This is a genomic window from Enterobacter sp. K510 (genome assembly GCF_055804875.1).
In genome coordinates, this window is sequence record NZ_JBNRLQ010000016.1 from 1 (window position 1) to 20,889 (window position 20,889).

Below are 20,889 nucleotides of genomic sequence, written 5' to 3' on the forward strand. Positions count from 1 at the left end.
AATCCTTCCCCCACCACCATCTCTGTTTCATCCCCTCATAATTAAATCAAACACCGACAATATGCTTTTTGCCCGGTGGCGCTGCGCTTACCGGGCCTACGAATATCCTCCAAAGATTTCCCTGTAGGCCGGATAAGGCGTAGCCGCCATCCGGCGAAACCCAATAAAAAACCCCGCATGAGCGGGGTTTTAAAGGCGCTGAGTGCGTTCTTAGCGACGCGCGCGCACTACCTGATACTTACGCGTTAAATACTCTACCGGCGCGCTCCAGATGTGTACCAGGCGCGAGAACGGGAACAGGACGAACAGCGTCATGCCCAGCACCAGATGCACACGGAAAATAAAGGCCACGCCGTCCAGATGCGCTGACGCGCCGCCGTGGAAGGTCACCACGGATTGCGCCCAGCCCACCAGTTTCATCATTTCACTGCCGTCCATATGCTGCGCCGAGAACGGAATGGTCAGCAGGCCCAGCGCGCACTGCACCATCAGCAGGGAAAGGATCAGAATATCCGCCCCGGTGGTGGTCGCCCGTACGCGCGGGCTGAACAGACGGCGTTTCAGCAGTAGCAGGCCGCCCACCAGCGTCAGCACGCCACAGGCGCCGCCGGCGATCATTGCCATCTTCTGCTTAACGTCAATCGGCAGGAAAGATTCGTACATCCAGTGCGGCGTCAGCATCCCCAGTAAATGCCCGGCAAAAATGCCGAGAATACCGATATGGAACAGGTTAGACGCAAGATTCATGCCCTTGCGATCTAGCATCTGGCTGGAGCCTGCCCGCCAGGTGTACTGACCATAGTCATAACGCAGCCAGCTACCGACCAGGAAGACGGTCCCCGCAATGTACGGGTAGATGTCAAAGAAGAACATATTCAGGAAATGCATTATTGCTGCCCCCCGTTAGAAATATTCAGATACTGCGGAGCGACAGCCCCCGCAAAACGACGCTGATGGGCGCTGATCTCCGACTCGCCACAGCTCTGTTCAGCAAAGAATTTCACCTGCTCTTCTTCCCAGACGGCGTCGAGCGCCTGCGGGGTGTCATCACGGGCTTCACCGGCGATTTTCTCGGCCACTTTGTCGCTGTCAATGGTGGTGTTCGCCAGATTCAGCAGCACGCCGAACAGCGTCGCGTATGGGCTTTCACGCTGTTGCAGACGCGCGCTTAACAGCGCGAGGATCGGGGCGATGTCCTGCAAGCCACCCAGCGCCTCGTCTTTTGGCAGCTGCGCCAGATATTCCAGATACAGCGGCAGATGATCCGGCAGTTCGCGGCTGTCGAGCTGCAGACCGTGGCGCTCATACTGCGCCATCAGATCCACCATCGCCTGGCCCCGGTCGCGTGATTCACCGTGCACATGCTCGAACAGCAACAGCGAGGTCGCGCGGCCACGATCGAAAAGTTCGCTGTAGCGGGACTGGACATCCAGCATGTCCTGCTGCGTCAAATCACGCAGAAACACCGTCAGCGCCTGAGCGTCGCTTTTCTCCAGATTTTCAGAGGAGGCGAAACCATCAAATAATTCCTGCTGATGCTGCCACAGGGCAGCATCCGGGTATTCCAGCAGGCGGGAAATCATCACCAGTTCGATCATGGGTGCGGCTCCGTTTTGCTGGTCACATCGACCGCGTCGATGCGACGGCTGTTGAACAGGTTAAAGGAGCTGTCAGATCCGTGGCAGCCATCGCCAAAGGTGAATCCACAGCCGCTTTTTTCCGGGAAGGCATCGCGCGCCAGTTCACGGTGGCTGGACGGCACCACGAAACGATCTTCGTAGTTGGCGATGGCCAGATAACGGTACATCTCCTGCGCCTGGGCTTCGGTCAGCCCCACCTCTTCCAGCGCACGGGTATCGAGCACGCCGTCCACGGTTTCAGCACGTTTGAAGTGACGCATCGCCAGCATACGTTTCAGCGCCAGCAGTACCGGCTGGGTGTCGCCTGCGGTCAGCAGGTTCGCCAGGTACTGCACCGGAATACGCAGACTGTCGACGTCCGGCAGAATACCGTTGCTGCTCAGCTCGCCCGCATCGGCAGCGGACTGGATCGGTGACAGAGGCGGCACGTACCAGACCATCGGCAGCGTGCGGTATTCCGGATGCAGCGGCAGCGCCAGCTTCCAGTCCATCGCCATTTTGTACACCGGCGAGTTTTGCGCCGCGTCGATCACGCTCTGCGGCACGCCGTCTTTCAGCGCCTGGGCGATCACTGCCGGATCGTTCGGATCGAGGAATACGTCCAGCTGACGCTGATAGAGATCTTTTTCGTTCTCAGTGCTCGCCGCATTTTCAATAGCGTCCGCGTCATACAGCAGCACGCCCAGATAGCGAATGCGGCCAACGCAGGTTTCGGAACACACCGTCGGCATACCGGCTTCAATACGCGGGTAGCAGAAAATGCACTTCTCGGATTTACCGCTCTTCCAGTTGAAGTAGATCTTTTTGTACGGGCAGCCGGTGATGCACATGCGCCAGCCGCGGCATTTATCCTGGTCGATCAGCACAATGCCATCTTCTTCACGCTTATAGATCGCTCCGCTCGGACAGGTTGCCACGCACGCCGGGTTCAGGCAGTGCTCACACAGACGCGGCAGGTACATCATGAAGGTGTTTTCGAACTGGCCGTACATTGCCTTCTGCATGTTCTCGAAGTTCTGATCTTTGGCGCGTTTTTCAAACTCGCCGCCGAGGATCTCTTCCCAGTTCGGACCGTGCTCGATTTTGTTCATGCGCTGGCCGGAAATCAGCGAGCGCGGACGGGCGATCGGCTGATGTTTGCTTTCCGGCGCGTTATGCAGGTGCTGATAATCGTAGTCAAAGGGCTCGTAGTAATCGTCGATGCCCGGCAGATGCGGGTTAGCGAAGATTTTACCCAGCAGCGTCGCACGGTTACCCATGCGCGGCTGGATTTTGCCGTTGATTTTACGGATCCAGCCACCCTTCCATTTTTCCTGGTTTTCCCAGTCATTGGGATAGCCGATGCCGGGTTTGGATTCCACGTTGTTAAACCACGCGTACTCCATGCCTTCACGGCTGGTCCAGACGTTTTTACAGGTGACTGAACAGGTATGGCAGCCGATGCATTTATCAAGATTCAGCACCATGCCGACTTGTGAACGAATTTTCATTTTACGCTCTCCTGTACCTGGTCGTTGCCTTCGCCATCCAGCCAGTTAATATTTTTCATCTTACGTACCACTACGAATTCATCGCGGTTAGAGCCGACCGTGCCGTAATAGTTAAAGCCGTAGGCCAGCTGTGCATAGCCGCCGATCATATGGGTCGGTTTCGGGCTGATACGGGTGACGGAGTTATGAATGCCGCCGCGCTGACCGGTGATTTCCGATCCCGGCAGGTTCACAATACGTTCCTGCGCGTGATACATCATGGTCATGCCGGACGGGACACGCTGGCTCACCACCGCACGCGCCGTCAGCGCGCCATTGCTGTTGAAGACTTCGATCCAGTCGTTATCCTCAATGCCCAGATCTTTGGCGTCACTCTCACTCATCCAGACAATCGGGCCGCCGCGTGACAGGGTCAGCATCAGCAGGTTGTCGCTGTAAGTGGAGTGAATGCCCCATTTCTGGTGCGGCGTCAGGAAGTTCAGCGCTTTCTCCGGATTGCCGTTGGATTTCTTGCCCATCACCGCTTTTACCGAGCGGGTGTCGATCGGCGGACGGTACACCAGCAGGCTTTCGCCGAAGTCACGCATCCACTGATGATCCTGATACAGCTGCTGACGGCCGGACAGCGTACGCCACGGGATCAGCTCATGAACGTTGGTGTAACCCGCGTTATAGGAGACGTGCTCGTCTTCCAGGCCAGACCAGGTCGGGCTGGAGATGATTTTGCGCGGCTGAGCCTGAATATCGCGGAAGCGGATCTTCTCTTCCTCTTTATTGGTCGCCAGATGCGTATGATCACGACCGGTAAACTCACTGAGCGCCGCCCAGGCTTTTACCGCCACATGACCGTTGGTTTCCGGCGCAAGTGTGAGGATCATTTCTGCGGCGTCAATGGCCGTATTCAGCATCGGCTGGCCTTTGGCCGGGCCGTCCGCTTTGGTGTAATTGAGCTTACGCAGCAAATCCATTTCGCTCTGGGTATTCCAGGCGATGCCTTTGCCGCCGTTGCCGATTTTCTCCATCAACGGGCCGATAGAGGTGAAGCGCTCCCAGGTGGCCGGGTAGTCGCGTTCAACCGGAATAATGTGCGGCGCGGTTTTACCCGGGATGAGATCACATTCGCCTTTTTTCCAGTCCTTCACATCCAGCGGCTGCGCCAGTTCGGCGGCAGAGTCGTGCTGGATTGGCAGCGTCACAATATCTGTCTCTTTACCGAGATGGCCGACGCACACTTCAGAGAAGGACTTCGCGATGCCTTTATAGATTTCCCAGTCGCTTTTTGACTCCCACGCCGGATCGACGGCCGCAGACAGCGGATGAATAAAGGGATGCATATCCGAAGTATTCATGTCGTCTTTTTCGTACCAGGTGGCGGTCGGCAGCACGATGTCGGAATAGAGGCAGGTGCTGGACAGACGGAAGTCGAGCGTCACCACCAGATCCAGTTTGCCGTCGAGACCGTTATCCACCCATTCCACTTCTTCCGGCTTCACGCTGCCCTGCTGACCGAGATCCAGCCCCTGAATACCGTGCTCGGTACCCAGCAGGTACTTCAGCATGTACTCATGGCCTTTACCGGAAGAACCCAGCAGGTTGGAGCGCCAGACAAACAGGTTGCGCGGATGGTTTTTGCCGTTTTCCGGCTGTTCTGCCGCGAAACGGATGGTGCCCTCTTTCAGCGCCTTCACGGTGTAATCCACCGGGTTCATCCCGGCTTTTTCCGCTTCGGCAGCGATGCGCAGCGGGTTGGTGCCTAACTGCGGCGCGGACGGCAGCCAGCCCATACGCTCGGCGCGAACGTTAAAGTCGATCAGGTTGCCGCTGTAGCGGGATTTGTCCGCCAGCGGTGAAAGCAGCTCCTGCGCGGTCAGCGACTCATAGCGCCACTGGCTGGAGTGGTTATAGAAGTAGGAGGTGCTGTTCATATGACGCGCCGGACGCTGCCAGTCAAGGGCAAATGCCAGCGGCTGCCAGCCGGTCTGCGGACGTAGTTTTTCCTGGCCGACATAGTGTGCCCAGCCGCCGCCGCTCTGACCGATACAGCCGCAGAAGATCAGCATGTTGATCAGGCCGCGATAGTTCATATCGAGGTGATACCAGTGGTTCAGACCCGCGCCGACGATGATCATGGAACGGCCATGGGTTTTATCGGCGTTATCGGCAAACTCGCGGGCGGTACGGATGATCTGCGCGCGCGGCACGCCGGTGATTTGCTCGGCCCATGCCGGGGTATAAGCTTTGACCTCATCGTAACTGGTGGCGCAGTTGGCATCGTCCAGGCCGCGATCGAGGCCATAGTTCGCCAGCGTCAGATCGTAAACCGTGGTCACCAGCGCGGTGCTGCCGTCGGCCAGTTGCAGACGCTTGACCGGCAGTTTATGGGTCAGCACGTTGTCCAGCGCCACGCTGTTGAAGTGCTCGGTGCCGTCGCCGCCAAAGTACGGGAAGCCAACGTCAGCGATGTCATCGTGATTGCCGAGCAGGCTCAGACGCAGATGCGCCTCGTCACCGGTTGTGCCGTCGCGCTGTTCGAGGTTCCACTTGCCTTTCTCGCCCCAGCGGTAACCGATGGAGCCGTTCGGCGCGATCAGTTCGTCGTTGTCGTTAACGGCAACGGTTTTCCATTCCGGGTTATTTTCCTGGCCGAGGGCATCCACCAGATCGGCGGCGCGCAGCATACGGCCTGCGGCGTAGTAACCTTCACGCTCTTCCAGCATCACCAGCATCGGCATGTCGGTGTAACGGCGCACGTAATCGGTGAAGTACTGGCTTGGGTTATCGAGGTGGAACTCACGCAGCATCACGTGGCCCATCGCCAGCGCCATCGCGGCATCGGTGCCCTGTTTCGGGGCCAGCCACAGGTCGCACAGTTTGGCGATTTCCGCGTAGTCCGGGGTAATGGCGACGGTTTTGGTGCCTTTGTAGCGAACTTCCGTAAAGAAGTGCGCGTCCGGGGTACGGGTCTGCGGAACGTTAGAGCCCCAGGCAATGATATAGCTGGAGTTATACCAGTCGGCGGATTCCGGCACGTCCGTCTGCTCGCCCCAGGTCTGCGGGGATGCAGGCGGCAGGTCGCAGTACCAGTCGTAGAAGCTCAGACAGGTGCCGCCAATCAGCGACAGGTAACGCGCGCCAGAGGCATAAGACACCATCGACATCGCCGGGATCGGCGAGAAGCCCGCGACACGGTCCGGGCCGTAGGTTTTCACGGTATAGACGTTAGAGGCGGCGATCAGCTCGTTCACTTCCTGCCAGGAGGAGCGCACAAAGCCGCCGCGTCCACGCGCCTGTTTAAAGCTTTTGGCTTTCTCCGCGTCTTCGATAATCGACGCCCAGGCATTCACCGGATCGCTGTGACGGGTTTTCGCTTCACGCCACAGTTTCATCAGACGCTTACGCATCAGCGGGTATTTCAGACGGTTTGCGCTGTAGAGATACCAGGAGTAGCTCGCGCCACGCGGGCAGCCGCGCGGTTCGTGGTTCGGCATATCCGGACGGGTACGCGGATAGTCAGTCTGCTGGGTTTCCCAGGTGACCAGGCCGTTTTTAACAAAAATCTTCCAGCTGCAAGAACCGGTACAGTTTACACCGTGCGTGGAGCGCACCACTTTGTCGTGCGACCAGCGGTTACGGTATCCGTCCTCCCAGTCCCGGTTTGATTCATGAATCTGGCCATGCCCATCGGCAAAGGTTTCGCCCTTCTGTTTGAAGTAGCGAAACCGGTCCAGGAATTTACTCATCGGGTTTCTCCTGTAAGGAGCCTGTGCGGCTCTCTGGTAAATCGACATTGCTGCAAGTTGCGGCGAAGGTAACGCGCTGAATGATGGCGGGAATTGATGACGATCAAGGCACATCGGCTTAGTCATGGCGGTCGTTAAACGCCATACCACCAAAGGGGGATAATCTTTATTTCAATAACTTTATGAAATATAAGTTATTTTTAAATTAACCCGTAATTTTACTGCCGATATTCAGCCATGCGGGGTATTAGGGGGTAGATGATTTCACCCTGTGACGCCGCGCAACGTTTTGCCACGGTGCAACGGGTGAAAAACTAAAGTATGTTGTAACTATATTAAGGGTAAAAAAAGCGCGGCGAGGCCGCGCAAGGATAATCAACAGTACTTACTTTTTATTAGAATTACGGCCATACACCGCCCAGGTGATAATTACACAGGCAACATAGAACACGAGGAACACTTTCATGGCATCGGCCGGGGAACCGGTCAGCGCCAGCGAGGTGCCAAAGGCTTTCGGGATAAAGAAGCCGCCGATCGCGCCAATCGCCGAGATAAAGCCCAGCGCGGCTGCGGTGTCGGTTGCCGCTTCGCGCAGCGCCTGGGCATCATCGCCGCCCTGCGCTTTCACGCGCTCAACGGTCATCTTGCGGAAAATCACCGAAATCATCTGGAAGCTGGAACCACTGCCCAGCCCGGCCGTCAGGAACAGCACCATAAACACGCCGAAGAAGGCTTCGAAATGACCGGCGCTGGTCGCCGTCGGCAGCGTCAGGAACAGCAGCGCGCTGAAAATGGCCATAACGATGAAGTTCACCAGCGTGACGCGGGTCCCGCCCAGACGATCCGACAGCGCCCCGCCACAGGAGCGGGCAATGGCGCCAATCAGCGGGCCAAAGAAGGCATAATGCAGCACATTAACATCCGGGAACTGGGTTTTCGCCAGCATCGCAAATCCGGCAGAGAAACCAATAAAGGAGCCGAAAGTTGCCAGATACAGGAAGCCGAGGATCCACAGATGGGCGCGTTTTAATACCGGCAGCTGCGCACGGAGCGAGGCCTTCGAGGTCGCCAGCTCGTTCATGCCGAACCAGGCCGCGAGGGTAAAGACCACCAGGAACGGCACCCAAATCCATGCGGCGTTTTCCAGATACAGACGGGAACCGTCGGCCTGTTCAACGCCCGTGCCGCCAAAAGCCGCGAATATGGACATGGAGATCGCCAGCGGTGCCACCAGCTGCATCACGCTCACGCCCAGGTTGCCCATGCCGCCATTAATGCCCAGCGCACCACCCTGCTTCTCTTTCGGATAGAAGAAGCTGATGTTCGCCATGCTGGAAGCAAAGTTCGCCCCGGCAAAACCGCACAGCAGCGCAATGATGATGAAAGTACTGAACGGCGTGGTCGGATCCTGCACCACAAAACCTAACCATACGCAGGGAATGATCATGATCCCGGTGCTGAACGCCGTCCAGCGGCGGCCACCAAAGATCGGCACCATAAAGGCGTACGGCACACGCAGCAACGCCCCGGATACGGACGGCAGCGCGGTTAACATAAACAGCTGATCGGTCGTAAAGTTAAAACCCACTTTATTCAGGTTTACCGCGACCGCACTAAACAACATCCACACGCAAAACGCCAGCAACAGGCAAGGCACGGAGATCCACAAATTGCGGCTCGCCACACGATGGCCTTTTTGTTGCCAGAAAGCAGGATCTTCCGGACGCCATTCAGTAATGACGGATCCGGTAGCCCTTTCAGGAACGGAAGAGTGACTCATAGACACCTCTGATAATCAATTCAACGCCTGCCACCTTAGGGTTTACAGCGGCGCTTAAGTTGATATAAATCAAAGGAAAAGTTGACGGTCAGCGGCACAAAAATCAACCCTACTCCCTAATGGGCACTTAATAGCGTCAAAAATAGTGTGGTTTTTCACGGCGCTGTAGGTATTCGCCGCATGCATGGATCTTTGTCATCCGGCATGGGCAATAAAGAGGTAACTCTTTTTAGGTATGGGTATACTCCGGGGTATGTCCGACAATACCGCCTCACTCGCACCTGTCCCAGGTCTGGAGCTGCCCTGACGATGTTAAAACGCCTGTTTTCTCCCCTCACGCTGGTTAATCAACTGGCGCTGATCATGCTGCTGTCCACCCTTATCGGCGTGACGGGCATGGCGATTTCCGGCTCGCTGGCGCAGGGTGTCCAGGGCAGCGCCCATGCCATCAATAAAGCCGGTTCACTGCGAATGCAGAGCTACCGCCTGCTGGCGGCCATCCCGTTGACCGCCGACGATCAGCCGCTGCTGGATGAAATGTCGAAGACCGCCTTCAGCCCGGAGCTGGCGCAGGCCGCTGTGCGTGACGACCAACAATCACAGCTGATCGCCCTGCAAAATTTCTGGCGCAGCGATGTCGAGCCGGGCTTAAAACGCGCCCGCGAACCGCAGGAGGTTTCCGCGGAAATCGCCACCTTTGTTAATCGCATTGATATGCTGGTGACCGCTTTTGATCACAGTACCGAACAGCGTATTGAGCGCGTGGTGGTGATGCAGTGGGCTATGGCGGCGGTGATGGGTTGCCTGCTGGTATTCACTATTGTCTGGCTGCGCGCCCGCCTGCTGCGTCCGTGGCAACAGCTGGTGCGCATGGCGCGGGCGGTCAGCCACCGGGATTTCACCCGCCGGGCGAATATCAGCGGACGCAATGAAATGGCGACGCTGGGCATGGCGCTCAATAATATGTCCGCGGAGCTGGCGGAAAGCTACGCCGTGCTGGAGCAGCGGGTGCAGGAAAAAACCGCCGGGCTTGAGCAAAAAAATCAGATCCTCTCCTTCCTGTGGCAGGCCAACCGCCGCCTGCACTCCCAGGTGCCTATGTGCGAGCGTATTTCGCCGGTGCTGAACGGCCTGCAAAGTCTGACGCTGCTGCATGATATCGAACTGCGTATTTACGATATTGAAGATGAGGCTAATCATCAGGAATTTACCTGCCAGTCGGACGCCAGCTGCGACAATATCGGCTGCAATCTCTGCCCACGCAGCCAGGAAGCGTCCCCCGCAGGGGGTATAACCCTCAAGTGGCGGCTGGCGGATGCCCATATGCAATATGGCCTGCTGCTGGCTCAGCTGCCGCCGGGCCGTCATCTCAGCCACGATCAGCAACAACTGGTGGATACGCTGGTGGAACAGCTCACCGCCACCCTGGCGCTGGAGCGTCATCAGGAGCGCCAGCAGCAGATGATGGTGATGGAGGAGCGCGCCACCATTGCGCGGGAACTGCATGACTCCATCGCCCAGTCGCTCTCCTGTATGAAAATACAGGTCAGCTGTCTGCAAATGCAGGGGGATACGCTGCCGGAAAACAGCCGCCAGCTGCTGGGTCAGATCCGCAATGAGCTCAATACCTCCTGGGCGCAACTGCGGGAGTTGCTTACCACCTTCCGCTTACAGCTCACTGAGCCCGGTCTGCGCCCGGCACTGCAGGCCAGCTGTCAGGAATACAGCGCCCATTTTGGCTTCCCGGTCACGCTCGATTACCAGCTGCCGCCCCGCTTTGTGCCCTCGCATCAGGCGATCCATCTGCTGCAAATTGCCCGTGAAGCCCTGAGCAACGCCCTTAAACACGCCGGGGCCACTGAAGTAACCGTGTCGGTGACCCAACAGGCGCAGCGGGTAACGCTGTGCGTGACAGACAACGGGTGCGGCATCCCGGAACATGCCGAGCGCACCAACCATTATGGCCTGATTATCATGCGTGACCGCGCCCAGAGTTTGCGCGGCGACTGTGTGATCCGCCGCCGGGAGGCCGGTGGAACCGAAGTGATAATCACCTTCATACCTGAAAAGCTTCTCTCATCACGACCAGGAGATAACGATGACTAATCCGGAACCCGCCACTATCCTGCTGATTGACGATCATCCGATGCTGCGCACCGGCGTTAAGCAGCTCATCAGCATGGCAAACGACATCACGGTGGCTGGCGAAGCCAGTAACGGCGAACAGGGCATTGAACTGGCCGAGGCGTTAGATCCGGACTTGATTTTGCTGGATCTGAATATGCCGGGCATGAACGGCCTGGAAACCCTCGATAAGCTGCGGGAGAAAACCCTCTCCGGGCGCATCGTGGTATTCAGCGTGTCGAATCATGAAGAAGACGTAGTGACGGCGCTGAAACGCGGCGCGGACGGTTATCTGTTAAAAGATATGGAGCCGGAGGATCTGCTGAAGGCGCTGCAACAGGCTGCCGCAGGAGAAATGGTGCTCAGCGAAGCGCTGACGCCGGTGCTGGCCGCCAGCCTGCGCGCCAACCGCGCCACTTCTGACCGTGACGTCAGTCAGTTAACGCCGCGCGAGCGCGATATTCTCAAACTCATCGCCCAGGGGTTGCCGAACAAAATGATCGCCCGCCGTCTGGACATCACCGAAAGCACCGTCAAAGTGCACGTGAAGCATATGCTGAAGAAAATGAAGCTGAAATCCCGTGTCGAAGCCGCCGTGTGGGTACATCAGGACCGGATTTTCTGATCAGGGCGCGGGCAGCAGCTCCCAGCGCGGATCGCTGACAGGTTCACTGGTCAGCGGTTGCGTCAGCACCAGCGTGATTTCGTTGGATGAAACGCGCTGCCCCTTCTCATCTTCCACCGTCAGCGACAGAGTCCAGCGATTGCTCGCGCCTTCACGGGCATCCCAGGCAGGCATAATAATGCTCCAGCCTTCAGGCTGATGAGCATTGACCGGCGGCGTCAGGCTCAGCGCCTGAGTATCGCCCTCCCAGACAACGTTACGAATGCCATGAACGCTGCGCACCTGCACTTTCAGCTCCACCGTTTCGCCGGGGGAGAGATCCCAGGGCGGCGTGGCAAGAAACACTGACAGGGTTTTACGCTGGCGCTGTTCCACCAACGGCAGATTGTTGCGCGTCGGGCTGTCATAGCGACTGCCGCGTAGCGAGCTGGTTTGCGCCACTTCGCTGGCGGAAAGCTGCTTTTTCAGCGGAACGCCGAAACGATAATTCAGCTTAAGCCCCAGATCGTTCTGGCTGTCGCCGCTCTCCCCCTGCTTATGCTGCGCAGTGAGCGTGACCAGCGGCACCGGGGTATAGTTCAGCCCCACTTTCACCGCCATCGGGTTGTGATAACCGGTGCCGGAGTCAAAGAGATCGACGCTGTCGCCAAAATACTGCTCAAGGCTAAGGCTGGTATTGAGATGCTGATAAAAGGGCATCCGCGCCTGAGCGGTAATATCGTAGCCGCGCGCCATGCGCTGTTGCAGGGTCGCGCCGTCATCATGCCAGCCGGACAGCGGCTCATAGTAGTTGGCCGACAGCCGCAGGTATTCCCCCCAGGCTTCCGCACCGACGCCCGCGCGTTGCAGATGGGTGTCAATCTGGTTGTCGTAAAAGGTGTTGTAGCCCAGCAGCCAGTTGCCTGCCATCCAGCGCTGGCCGATGCCCGCGTTGCTGACCAGCCCATCTTCCTGCTGGGTCAACCCCAGCTGGCTCCAGCTTAAATAGCGGTTATTGTCCTGCCAGGGAATAAACCAGCTGCCGGAACTGCCGGTAAAGCGCCCTTCATCATTGACCTGCACGTTGACGCTGGCGTTGCCCCAGGGTGACAGTAACGACTCCACCTGCTCGTTCACTTCGCCACTCACCGCATCGCGCACCTTATCCAGCGCAAACTGCCGCGCTTGCTGTCCGGCGCTCAACGTACTGTCGCTCTGGCTGGCTTCACCGAAGGCCTTCGCCATCTCTGCCAGATGCTTTTCGCCGTTGTTGGTGGGCGGCGCCATGCCCAGATCGGGCAGGCCGTCTGCATCATTATCAAAGGGATTTTGCGCCTGCTGGTTCCAGCCGGGCGTAGCCGCGTGGCTGCCGCCTGTCAGCAGCAGAAATAACAGGAAAGGATGAAATGGTCTTAACGCTTTACGCATCAATATCTTCAGCGACGTCTCACCTGCCGGGTAGTTGAGCGGTTATAAAAGTCAATGCTAACGTTTTTTACCCGTGGTTTCAGCTTTCTGACAAATTCCAGGAAAATCCTTAATCGCTCCCGCTTCGTCAGGACTACAGTTATAGAACCGCTTATGCACGAGATCTGGTCATGAATAAAACGCTGAAATGGGCTTTATGGAGTTCGTTGATGTTTTATGGTGCCGCCGCCAGCGCCAGCGAACTCTTTATGCTGCAATCCCCCGCCTTTGGGGATAACGCCTTACTGGAAAAACGCTTCGCCGGTAAGGCTGACAATAATCCTAACTGCACCGGCGATAACGAATCACCGGCGCTGATCTGGAGTAACCCGCCGGCCAATACCAAAAGCTTTGCGCTGATCGTCCACGATCCGGAAGGCGCGAAGGGTTTAGGCGTCACGCATCTGGTGGCCTATAACATTTCGCCGTCCGCTACCGGCCTTGCGGCCAACGATCTGCGGGACGGCAAAAACTTTACCGGCGGAAAAAATACCCCCGGCACCGATAAATGGCATGGGCCCTGCCCGCCGCCGGGCACAGGCGCGCACCACTATACCTTTACGCTGATCGCCACCGAACAGGCACCCGATCTGCCTGCCGGGTTAACCCGTGAGGAGCTGCTGGAAAAACTGAAAGGTAAAGCGCTGGGCGCCGCCGGGTTAATCGGCCGCTTCGGGCAGTAACGCGCTCGCCAGCAGAGCGTTAAGTTCAGGAATACAGGATCCGCAATTGGTGCCGCAGCGCAACGTCCTGCCGAGCGCGGCGACGGAATGGCAGCCGTTGCGGATCACCTCCTGAATGGTATTTTCCCCCACGCCGTAACAACTGCACACGGTGCGGCCCGGCGCTGTCTGCGCGTCCGCCGCCTGACCGCTTAACAGCGCATGTCGTTCATATGCGGTCGCGGGGGCACGGGCAAAGGCTGCTTCCACCCGCGCGCTGTCTGTTTCCGGCAGATGACGATCGCTCCAGAAGGCAAGCATTAACTCCCCGTTGTGCCAGGCAAGCAGATGCCACGTGGTTCCGCCCCGCGCCTGTTGTAATTGCCAGCCCTGCGCCTCGCAAAATGCCATCAGCCACGGCTGCGCCGGTTTATCGCCTGCCAGCGTATAGTGCGTCACCGACGCGGCCTTACGCAGCCAGTGCACCGACGGCGGAAGAGTGACATTGTCACGACTGAACAGCTCCCCCTGCCAGGCGGGTTGCCAGACACTGATACGCACAGCGGTCTGTTTGCTTTCCGGTTGCCCCGACTGCGGACAGCATACCGGCGCGACCAGCGTATTGACCTTGCCCTGGCGGGCGAACACCGCGTTCCAGTGCATGGGGACAAATAAGGATCCGGGCCGCTGCGCCTCGCTGACGAAAGCCCGCGCCACCATCAGGCCGCGCGGGGAGCTGATACGCAGCAGATCGCCGCTTTGAACGCCATGCAGTGCCGCGTCTGAAGGCGCGATCTCCACCCGCGGTTCGGCGATGTGCTGCATCAGCCGCGCCACCGTGCCGGTGCGGGTCATGGTGTGCCACTGATCGCGAATGCGACCGCTGTTGAGGATGAAAGGATAGCACGCGTCGGGCCGGGCGCGGGTGCGTTCCGGCAATACCGGCAACATACGCAACCGCCCGCTGTCGCGCCAGCCCCGGGTCAGATCGAGGGGTTTTCCCACCGGCCACTGCACCGGCGTCATCTCATCCCATTGTTCACGGGTGAGGTTAGCCAGCCGACTGATATCAAACGCCCGCCTGCCGTTGTTTTCATAGCCGGAGAGCGCGGCATGCTCGCTGAACACCTCATGGACGTGCTGCCAGGCAAAAGCCTCGCCGTAGCCCAGTTGCCGGGCAATTTGCGCGACGATCCACCAGTCGGGGCGCGCCTCGCCGGGCGACGGCAAAAACGCCCGCTGACGCGAAATGCGCCGCTCGGAGTTGGTCACGGTGCCGTTTTTTTCACCCCACGCCTGCGCCGGAAACCGGATATGCGCAAAGCGGCTGGTGTCGGTATCCGCCGCCACCTCCGAGACGATGACCAGCGGGCATGTCGCCAGCGCCTGGCAGACCGCGAGACTGTCCGGCAGCGATACCGCCGGATTAGTACCCATGATCCATACCGCTTTCACCTCGCCACGTCCGATGGCCTCAAACAGCTCTACCGCCATCAGCCCCGGCGTCTGCGCCAGCCGCTCCGTACCCCAGAAGCGCGCCACGCGGGCCAGATCCTCAGGTTCAAAATTCATGTGCGCCGCCAGTTGCGTCGCCAGCCCGCCCACCTCGCGCCCGCCCATGGCATTTGGCTGACCGGTCAGCGAAAACGGCCCGCAGCCGGGGCGGTGTATTTTACCGCTCGCCAGATGCACGTTAATGATGGCGTTGCATTTGTCGCTGCCGCTGGCGGACTGGTTAATCCCCATGGTGTAAAGCGTGATGGCGCGCGGCGCGGAGATAAACCAGTCAAAAAAGGTATTGACCTCCATAAGTGGCAGCTCGCAAAACTGCGCCACCCGTTCCGGCGGCCAGTCAGCGGCCGCGGCAGCTGCCTGTTCCCCCTCATCAAACGCCCCTGCCTCGCCGCCGCGCTGCATAATGGCGTGCAGCAGGCCGACAAACAGCCCGCCATCGCTGCCGGGCGCCAGCGCCAGGTGCAGATCGGCGATGTCGCAGGTGGCAGTGCGGCGCGGATCGATGACCACAATTTTCATCTGCGGGCGTTCACGTTTCGCCTGCGCCAGCCGCTGATAAAGCACCGGGTGCGCCCAGGCGGCGTTGGATCCCACCAGCACCACCAGATCGCTCTGCTCCACATCCTGATAGCTGCACGGCACCACATCCGCGCCGAACGCCCGCTTATAGCCGGTCACCGCCGAGGACATGCACAGGCGTGAGTTAGTGTCGATATTTGCCGCGCCGATAAAGCCCTTCATCAGTTTGTTGGCGGCGTAATAATCCTCGGTCAGCAGCTGGCCGGAGGCGTAAAACGCCACCGCCTGCGGGCCGAATTCATCAATAATGCTGCGCAGGCGCTCGCCTGTTGTGGCCAGCGCCTGCTCCCAGTCGCAGCGCTCGCCGTCAACCTGCGGGTGCAGCAGCCGTCCGGCAAGGCCGGTGGTTTCCCCCAGCGCCGCGCCTTTAACACACAGCCGCCCGACGTTTGCCGGATGGTTTTCATCGCCGCGCACGCTGACCTCGCCCTGATCCACGCGGGCAATGACGCCGCAGCCGACGCCGCAGTACGGGCAGGTTGTCCGGGTTTCCGTCATGATGCCTCCGCGCGCAGCAGCAGGGCCTGATTGCCCACCCACACTTTGCCGTTTTCAATTTTTACCGGCCAGGCGCGAACCAGCGGCTCGCCGTTGTCCGGCGCACGCCCGTCCCGCAGACGAATGCGCTGTTTGTAGAGCGGCGAAATGACAATCGGCTCGCCCGCCGCGTCACCGATCAGACCGCGTGACAGGACGTTCGCCTCGCTGCCCGGCTCCAGATCGTCCAGCGCATACACCGAGTGCCCGCAGCGGAACAGCGCGATCTGCCGCTCGCCGATACGCGCGCCGATCCCTGCCTGCTCCGGGATCTCCTCGACGCCGCAAATCGCCTGCCAGGGTTTGCCGCTGGAGGGCGCATCGCCATTAATGGAGGTTTTAAACTGCGCCAGCTGCTGCGGATCGTTAAGCGTGGTCTGCCACTCGCACTGGTAGGTTTCGACGATACGCGCCATCTCCTGCTCCAGCTCTGCCCCCAGCCCCAGCGAATCCTCCAGGATCACCTCGCGCAGATAGTCGATGCCGCCTTCCAGGTTATCCATCCACACGCTGGTGCGCTGTAAACGGTCGGCGGTGCGGATATAGAACATCAGCAGACGATCGACGGTGCGGATCAGCGCCGCTTCATCCATATCGCTGGCAAAGAGATCCGCGTGGCGCGGCTTCATGCCGCCGTTACCGCACACGTACAGGTTCCAGCCGTTTTCGGTGGCGATAACGCCGATGTCTTTACTCTGCGCTTCGGCGCATTCCCGGGTACAGCCCGACACCGCCATTTTGATTTTGTGCGGCGCGCGCAGGCCTTTGTAGCGATGCTCCACGGTCACCGCCAGCCCGGTGGAATCCTGTACGCCGTAACGGCACCAGGTGGAGCCGACGCAGGATTTCACCGTACGCAGGGATTTGCCGTAGGCGTGCCCGGTTTCAAAACCGGCGTCCGCCAGTTCCCGCCAGATGTCAGGCAGTTGATCGAGCTGCGCGCCAAACAGATCGATACGCTGCCCGCCGGTGACTTTGCTGTACAGCTGGTATTTTTTGGCGATCTGCCCGACGGCAATCAGCCCGTCGGCAGTGACCTCCCCGGCGGGCATGCGCGGCACCACGGAATAGGTGCCGTCTTTCTGGATATTGGCAAAGAAGCGGTCGTTAGTGTCCTGCAACGGCAGATGGACAGGTTTGCGCAGATAATCGTTCCAACAGGACGCCAGCACCGAGCCGACCAGCGGTTTGCAGATCTCGCAGCCCTGCCCCTGACCGTAGCGGGAAATCAGCTGATCAAAGGTGTGGATATGATTGACGCGCACCAGGTGGTAGATCTCCTGCCGGGAGTAAGCAAAGTGTTCGCAGATGTCTTTTTTAACCTCCACGCCCTGGGCGGCGAGCTGAAATTCCATTACCTGTTTCACCAGCGCGCTACAGCCGCCGCAGCCGGTCGCCGCTCTGGTGCAGCTTTTGATTGCCCCCATATCAGACGCCCCGGCGCTGACCGCCTGGCAGATGTCTGCCTTGCTGACGTTATGGCAGGAGCAGATCTGCGCGCTCTCCGGCAGCGCTGCCACGCCGAGGCCTTTCGCCGGGCTGCCTGCCAGCTGCGGTAAAATCAGGCTTTCCGGCTGCGCGGGCAGCGGCAGATCGTTAAGCATCATCTGTAACAGCGTGGCGTAGTCGCTGGCATCGCCCACCAGCACGCCGCCGAGCAATTTTTTGCTGTCCTGGCTGATGACGATCTTTTTGTAGGTCTGGTGCGGGCCGTCGGTCCACTGGTAGCTGAGGCACTCCGGCGTGCGCCCCTGCGCATCGCCAAAGGAGGCCACGTCCACCCCCAGCAGCTTGAGTTTGGTGCTCATGTCCGCGCCGCTGAAGACGGCGTTTTCGCCTGCCAGCTGAGCGGCGGCCACCCGCGCCATCTGATAGCCCGGAGCAACCAGACCGTAAATTTTGCCCTCCCACAGGGCGCATTCGCCGATGGCGAAAATGTCGTCATCGCTGGTGCGGCAGGCGTCGTCGATGCAAATGCCGCCGCGCTCGCCGATGGCGAGGTCGCAGCCCCGCGCCAGCGCATCCTGCGGACGGATGCCTGCGGAGAACACCACCATATCGGTGTCCAGCGTCCCGCCGTCGGCGAACTGTAACGCCATGCCGCTGTCGGTTTCGACAATGGCGGTGGTGGATTTACTGGTGTGCACGCCGACGCCCAGCGCAGTGATTTTCCTGCGCAGCATCTCCGCGCCCGGAGCGTCCAGCTGCACCGCCATCAGGCTGGGGGCGAACTCCACGACATGGGTTTCCAGGCCAAGCTGTTTTAAGGCATTCGCCGCTTCCAGCCCCAGCAGACCACCGCCGATCACCACGCCGCGTGTGGCGGTGGCGGCGCTTTCACGGATGCGGTCCAGATCGTCAAGGGTGCGATAGACAAAGCAGCCCGGCAGATCGCGCCCCGGCACTGGCGGTACAAAAGGATACGAGCCGGTGGCCAGCACCAGCTTGTCGAAATGGGTTTCATGCCCGGCGGTATCGCGCACCACACGCAGATCGCGGTCGATTTCCGCCACCCGGCAGGACAAACGTAACTCAATGCCGTAGCGGGTGAAGAAATCGTCCTCCACCAGCGACAGGGATCCCGCGCTGCGCCCGGAAAAGTATTCTGACAGATGCACACGATCGTAAGCGGCGTAACGTTCCTCACACAGCACCACGATCTGATACGCCAGATGCAGATCGCGGCTGACGCACTGTTCTAAAAAATGGTGGCCGACCATGCCGTGTCCTGCCACTACCAGCGTTGGTTTTGTCATTGTCTTATGTCCTTCAGCCTGCGGCCGGGTTGTGAAACGGTCAAAGAGCCAGTCAGCGCTGGCGGGTTGCGGGATGGCGAGCAGTTCGGTAAGGGTGGCCGCGCTCCGGCAGTCGCCCATCAGCAGCACGCCTGCGAGCCTGCCGTCGCGGATCAGCAGACGGCGGTAATGCCCGGACAGCGGATCGAAGCTGTGCCAGGTTTGATCTCCGGCGTCGGCATTTACCAGACCGGCGCTGAACAGATCGATGCCGGTGACTTTTAAACGCGTGCCGCTGTCGTGCCAGTGAAAATCCTCGCCGGGCTGGCCGCACAGACGGGCCGCCAGCACGTCGGCCTGTTGCAGACAGGGGGCCACCAGTCCCCAGGTCTGGCCGTCGATTTCGCAACATTCGCCGAGGGCGCTGATACCGCTCATAGTGGTGCGCAGCTGACGATCCACCACAATACCGCGCCGGCACGGGATGCCGCTGGCCTGCGCCAGCGACGCGTTGGGTTTCACGCCGGTGGCGATGACCACGCGCGACGCCGGAACGGTGCGCCCGTCGGTCAGCGTGACGGCATCCTGCCCGATGTCCGTGATACCGCTGTTCAGTTCGCAGGTAATACCGCGCGCCCGCAGGTGTGCCGCCAGCAGATCCCCCGCCCGGAGATCCAGCTGCTGCTCCATCAGGCGATCGGCGCGGTGCACCAGCGTGACACTGTCACCACGACGGGCAAAGGCCGCCGCCGCTTCCACCCCCAGCACGCCGCCACCGAGCACCACCACTGGCCCGCTCATTGCCAGCATGGCGTTGACGTCCGCCAGCGTGCGGAAGGCGAAAACGTGCGGCTGATGGTGTCCGGGAATAGGCGGGATAAAGGGCTGCGAACCGGTGGCGAACACCAGTTCGTCCCAGTGAAGCTGACGCCGGTCGGTGTGCAGGGTGTGCGCCGCGTGATCCACCGCCAGCACCCGCTCGCCGGACAGCACGCTGATGCGATTAGCGGCGTACCAGTCCGCGGGCAGCAGCCGGGTATCGGCAAAGGGCTTTTCCCCGCTGAGCACCGGTGAAAGCTGGATGCGGTTATAGGCCGCGCAGGGCTCGTCGCCGATAAGGGTGATGGCAAAGCGCGCCGCATCGCGGCTGATAAGCGCCTGCGCCAGCCGGGTCGCCGCCATGCCGTTGCCGATAATGATCAGTTGCCGCATCATCGCTGCCCCTTACGCCGCTTTCGGCTGTTTTTCGTAGAGGAAATGCAGGATTTGCTGACGCAGATGGTGGTAGCGGCTGTCTTCCGCCAGCGCCACGCGGTGTCGCGGACGCGGCAGGTTTACCGCCAGCACTTCCCCCACCGTCGCCGCCGGGCCGTTGGTCATCATCATTACGCGATCCGAGAGCAGCACCGCTTCATCCACATCGTGAGTGATCAGCACGATGGTGGTGTTCAGCGACTGCTGGATCTGCATCACCGTGTCCTGCAAATGGGCGCGGGTCAGCGCATCCAGCGCGCCGAAGGGTTCATCCATCAGCAGCACTTTTGGCTTTATCGCCAGCGCACGGGCAATGCCGACGCGCTGCTTCATGCCGCCGGACACCTCATCCGGGCGCTTGTGCAGCGCATGGCCCATCTGTACGCGCTCAAGATTGTGCTCGATCCACTCGCGGCGCTCGGCTTTGCTCATGGTGCGGCGAAATACCTGATCCACCGCCAGCGCCACGTTGTCAAAGCAGGTCAGCCACGGCAGCAGCGAGTGGTTCTGGAACACTACCGCGCGCTCCGGGCCAGGCCCGGCGATTTCGCGGTTATCGCAGATCAGCCCGCCCTCTGTGGGCAGCGTAATACCGGCGATCAAATTGAGCAGCGTCGATTTGCCGCAGCCGGAGTGACCAATCAGACTGACGGTCTCCCCTTCGTGAATATCAAAAGAGACGTTTTGCAGCGCGAGGAATTCACCGCTGGCGGTGGCGAAACGCTGGCTGACGGCCTGCACCTGAATAATGGGTTTCATACG

At 59.8% G+C, this 20,889-nt stretch carries 12 protein-coding genes; 3 read left to right on the forward strand and 9 right to left on the reverse strand.

The annotated features are described in order from the left end of the window. Window positions 1-210: 210 nt before the first annotated feature. The 5 genes from narI to ACQUTD_RS20785 all read right to left on the reverse strand — a co-directional run bounded on the left by narI (window position 211) and on the right by ACQUTD_RS20785 (window position 8,650). On the reverse strand, window positions 211-888 hold the full coding sequence (gene narI, locus ACQUTD_RS20765) for a respiratory nitrate reductase subunit gamma (protein ID WP_072568652.1): 678 nt from the start codon (window positions 886-888) through the stop codon (window positions 211-213). Then, window positions 888-1,598 (reverse strand): nitrate reductase molybdenum cofactor assembly chaperone, encoded by a 711-nt coding sequence (gene narJ, locus ACQUTD_RS20770; RefSeq protein ID WP_072568653.1) that lies wholly within the window; start codon window positions 1,596-1,598, stop codon window positions 888-890. The genes narI and narJ overlap by 1 nt, the downstream gene beginning before the upstream one ends. Next, the gene (gene narH, locus ACQUTD_RS20775) at window positions 1,595-3,130 is read right to left on the reverse strand and encodes a nitrate reductase subunit beta (RefSeq protein WP_473276037.1); all 1,536 of its coding nucleotides are present in this window, start codon (window positions 3,128-3,130) and stop codon (window positions 1,595-1,597) included. The genes narJ and narH overlap by 4 nt, the downstream gene beginning before the upstream one ends. Next, entirely contained in the window at window positions 3,127-6,870 is a 3,744-nt protein-coding gene (locus ACQUTD_RS20780; RefSeq protein ID WP_473276039.1) for a nitrate reductase subunit alpha, read from the reverse strand. Before ACQUTD_RS20780 ends, narH begins: the two co-directional genes overlap by 4 nt. Before the next feature lie 385 nt (window positions 6,871-7,255). Further along, window positions 7,256-8,650, reverse strand: coding sequence for a NarK family nitrate/nitrite MFS transporter (locus tag ACQUTD_RS20785; RefSeq protein WP_072568656.1), 1,395 nt, complete (start codon window positions 8,648-8,650; stop codon window positions 7,256-7,258). A 309-nt stretch (window positions 8,651-8,959) separates the two neighbouring features. On the opposite strand from ACQUTD_RS20785, the gene narX reads away from it, so the two are divergent. Both narX and narL read left to right on the forward strand, forming a co-directional pair. Next, entirely contained in the window at window positions 8,960-10,756 is a 1,797-nt protein-coding gene (narX, locus tag ACQUTD_RS20790; RefSeq protein ID WP_072568657.1) for a nitrate/nitrite two-component system sensor histidine kinase NarX, read from the forward strand. Continuing rightward, complete coding sequence (gene narL, locus ACQUTD_RS20795; RefSeq protein WP_072568658.1) at window positions 10,749-11,399, forward strand: two-component system response regulator NarL; 651 nt, start codon at window positions 10,749-10,751, stop codon at window positions 11,397-11,399. Before narX ends, narL begins: the two co-directional genes overlap by 8 nt. Here narL and ACQUTD_RS20800 read toward each other — a convergent pair whose 3' ends face one another. Beyond that, on the reverse strand, window positions 11,400-12,806 hold the full coding sequence (locus ACQUTD_RS20800) for a YchO/YchP family invasin (RefSeq protein ID WP_473276044.1): 1,407 nt from the start codon (window positions 12,804-12,806) through the stop codon (window positions 11,400-11,402). Window positions 12,807-12,976: 170 nt separating this feature from the next. Between ACQUTD_RS20800 and ACQUTD_RS20805 the strand changes: the two genes are divergently transcribed. Further along, window positions 12,977-13,528 (forward strand): YbhB/YbcL family Raf kinase inhibitor-like protein, encoded by a 552-nt coding sequence (locus ACQUTD_RS20805; RefSeq protein ID WP_072568660.1) that lies wholly within the window; start codon window positions 12,977-12,979, stop codon window positions 13,526-13,528. Here the strand turns inward: ACQUTD_RS20805 and ACQUTD_RS20810 are convergent. From ACQUTD_RS20810 to ACQUTD_RS20820, 3 genes are read right to left on the reverse strand one after another with little or no spacing between them, the layout of a single operon-like run. Next, window positions 13,505-16,099 (reverse strand): molybdopterin-dependent oxidoreductase, encoded by a 2,595-nt coding sequence (locus tag ACQUTD_RS20810; RefSeq protein WP_473276048.1) that lies wholly within the window; start codon window positions 16,097-16,099, stop codon window positions 13,505-13,507. The two genes, ACQUTD_RS20805 and ACQUTD_RS20810, sit on opposite strands and share 24 nt — an antisense overlap. Continuing rightward, window positions 16,096-20,088, reverse strand: a complete 3,993-nt coding sequence (nirB, locus tag ACQUTD_RS20815; RefSeq protein ID WP_473276052.1) for a nitrite reductase large subunit NirB — start codon at window positions 20,086-20,088, stop codon at window positions 16,096-16,098. The genes ACQUTD_RS20810 and nirB overlap by 4 nt, the downstream gene beginning before the upstream one ends. A gap of 9 nt (window positions 20,089-20,097) precedes the next feature. Beyond that, window positions 20,098-20,886 (reverse strand): nitrate ABC transporter ATP-binding protein, encoded by a 789-nt coding sequence (locus ACQUTD_RS20820; RefSeq protein WP_473276055.1) that lies wholly within the window; start codon window positions 20,884-20,886, stop codon window positions 20,098-20,100. Between the last annotated feature and the right edge of the window lie 3 nt (window positions 20,887-20,889).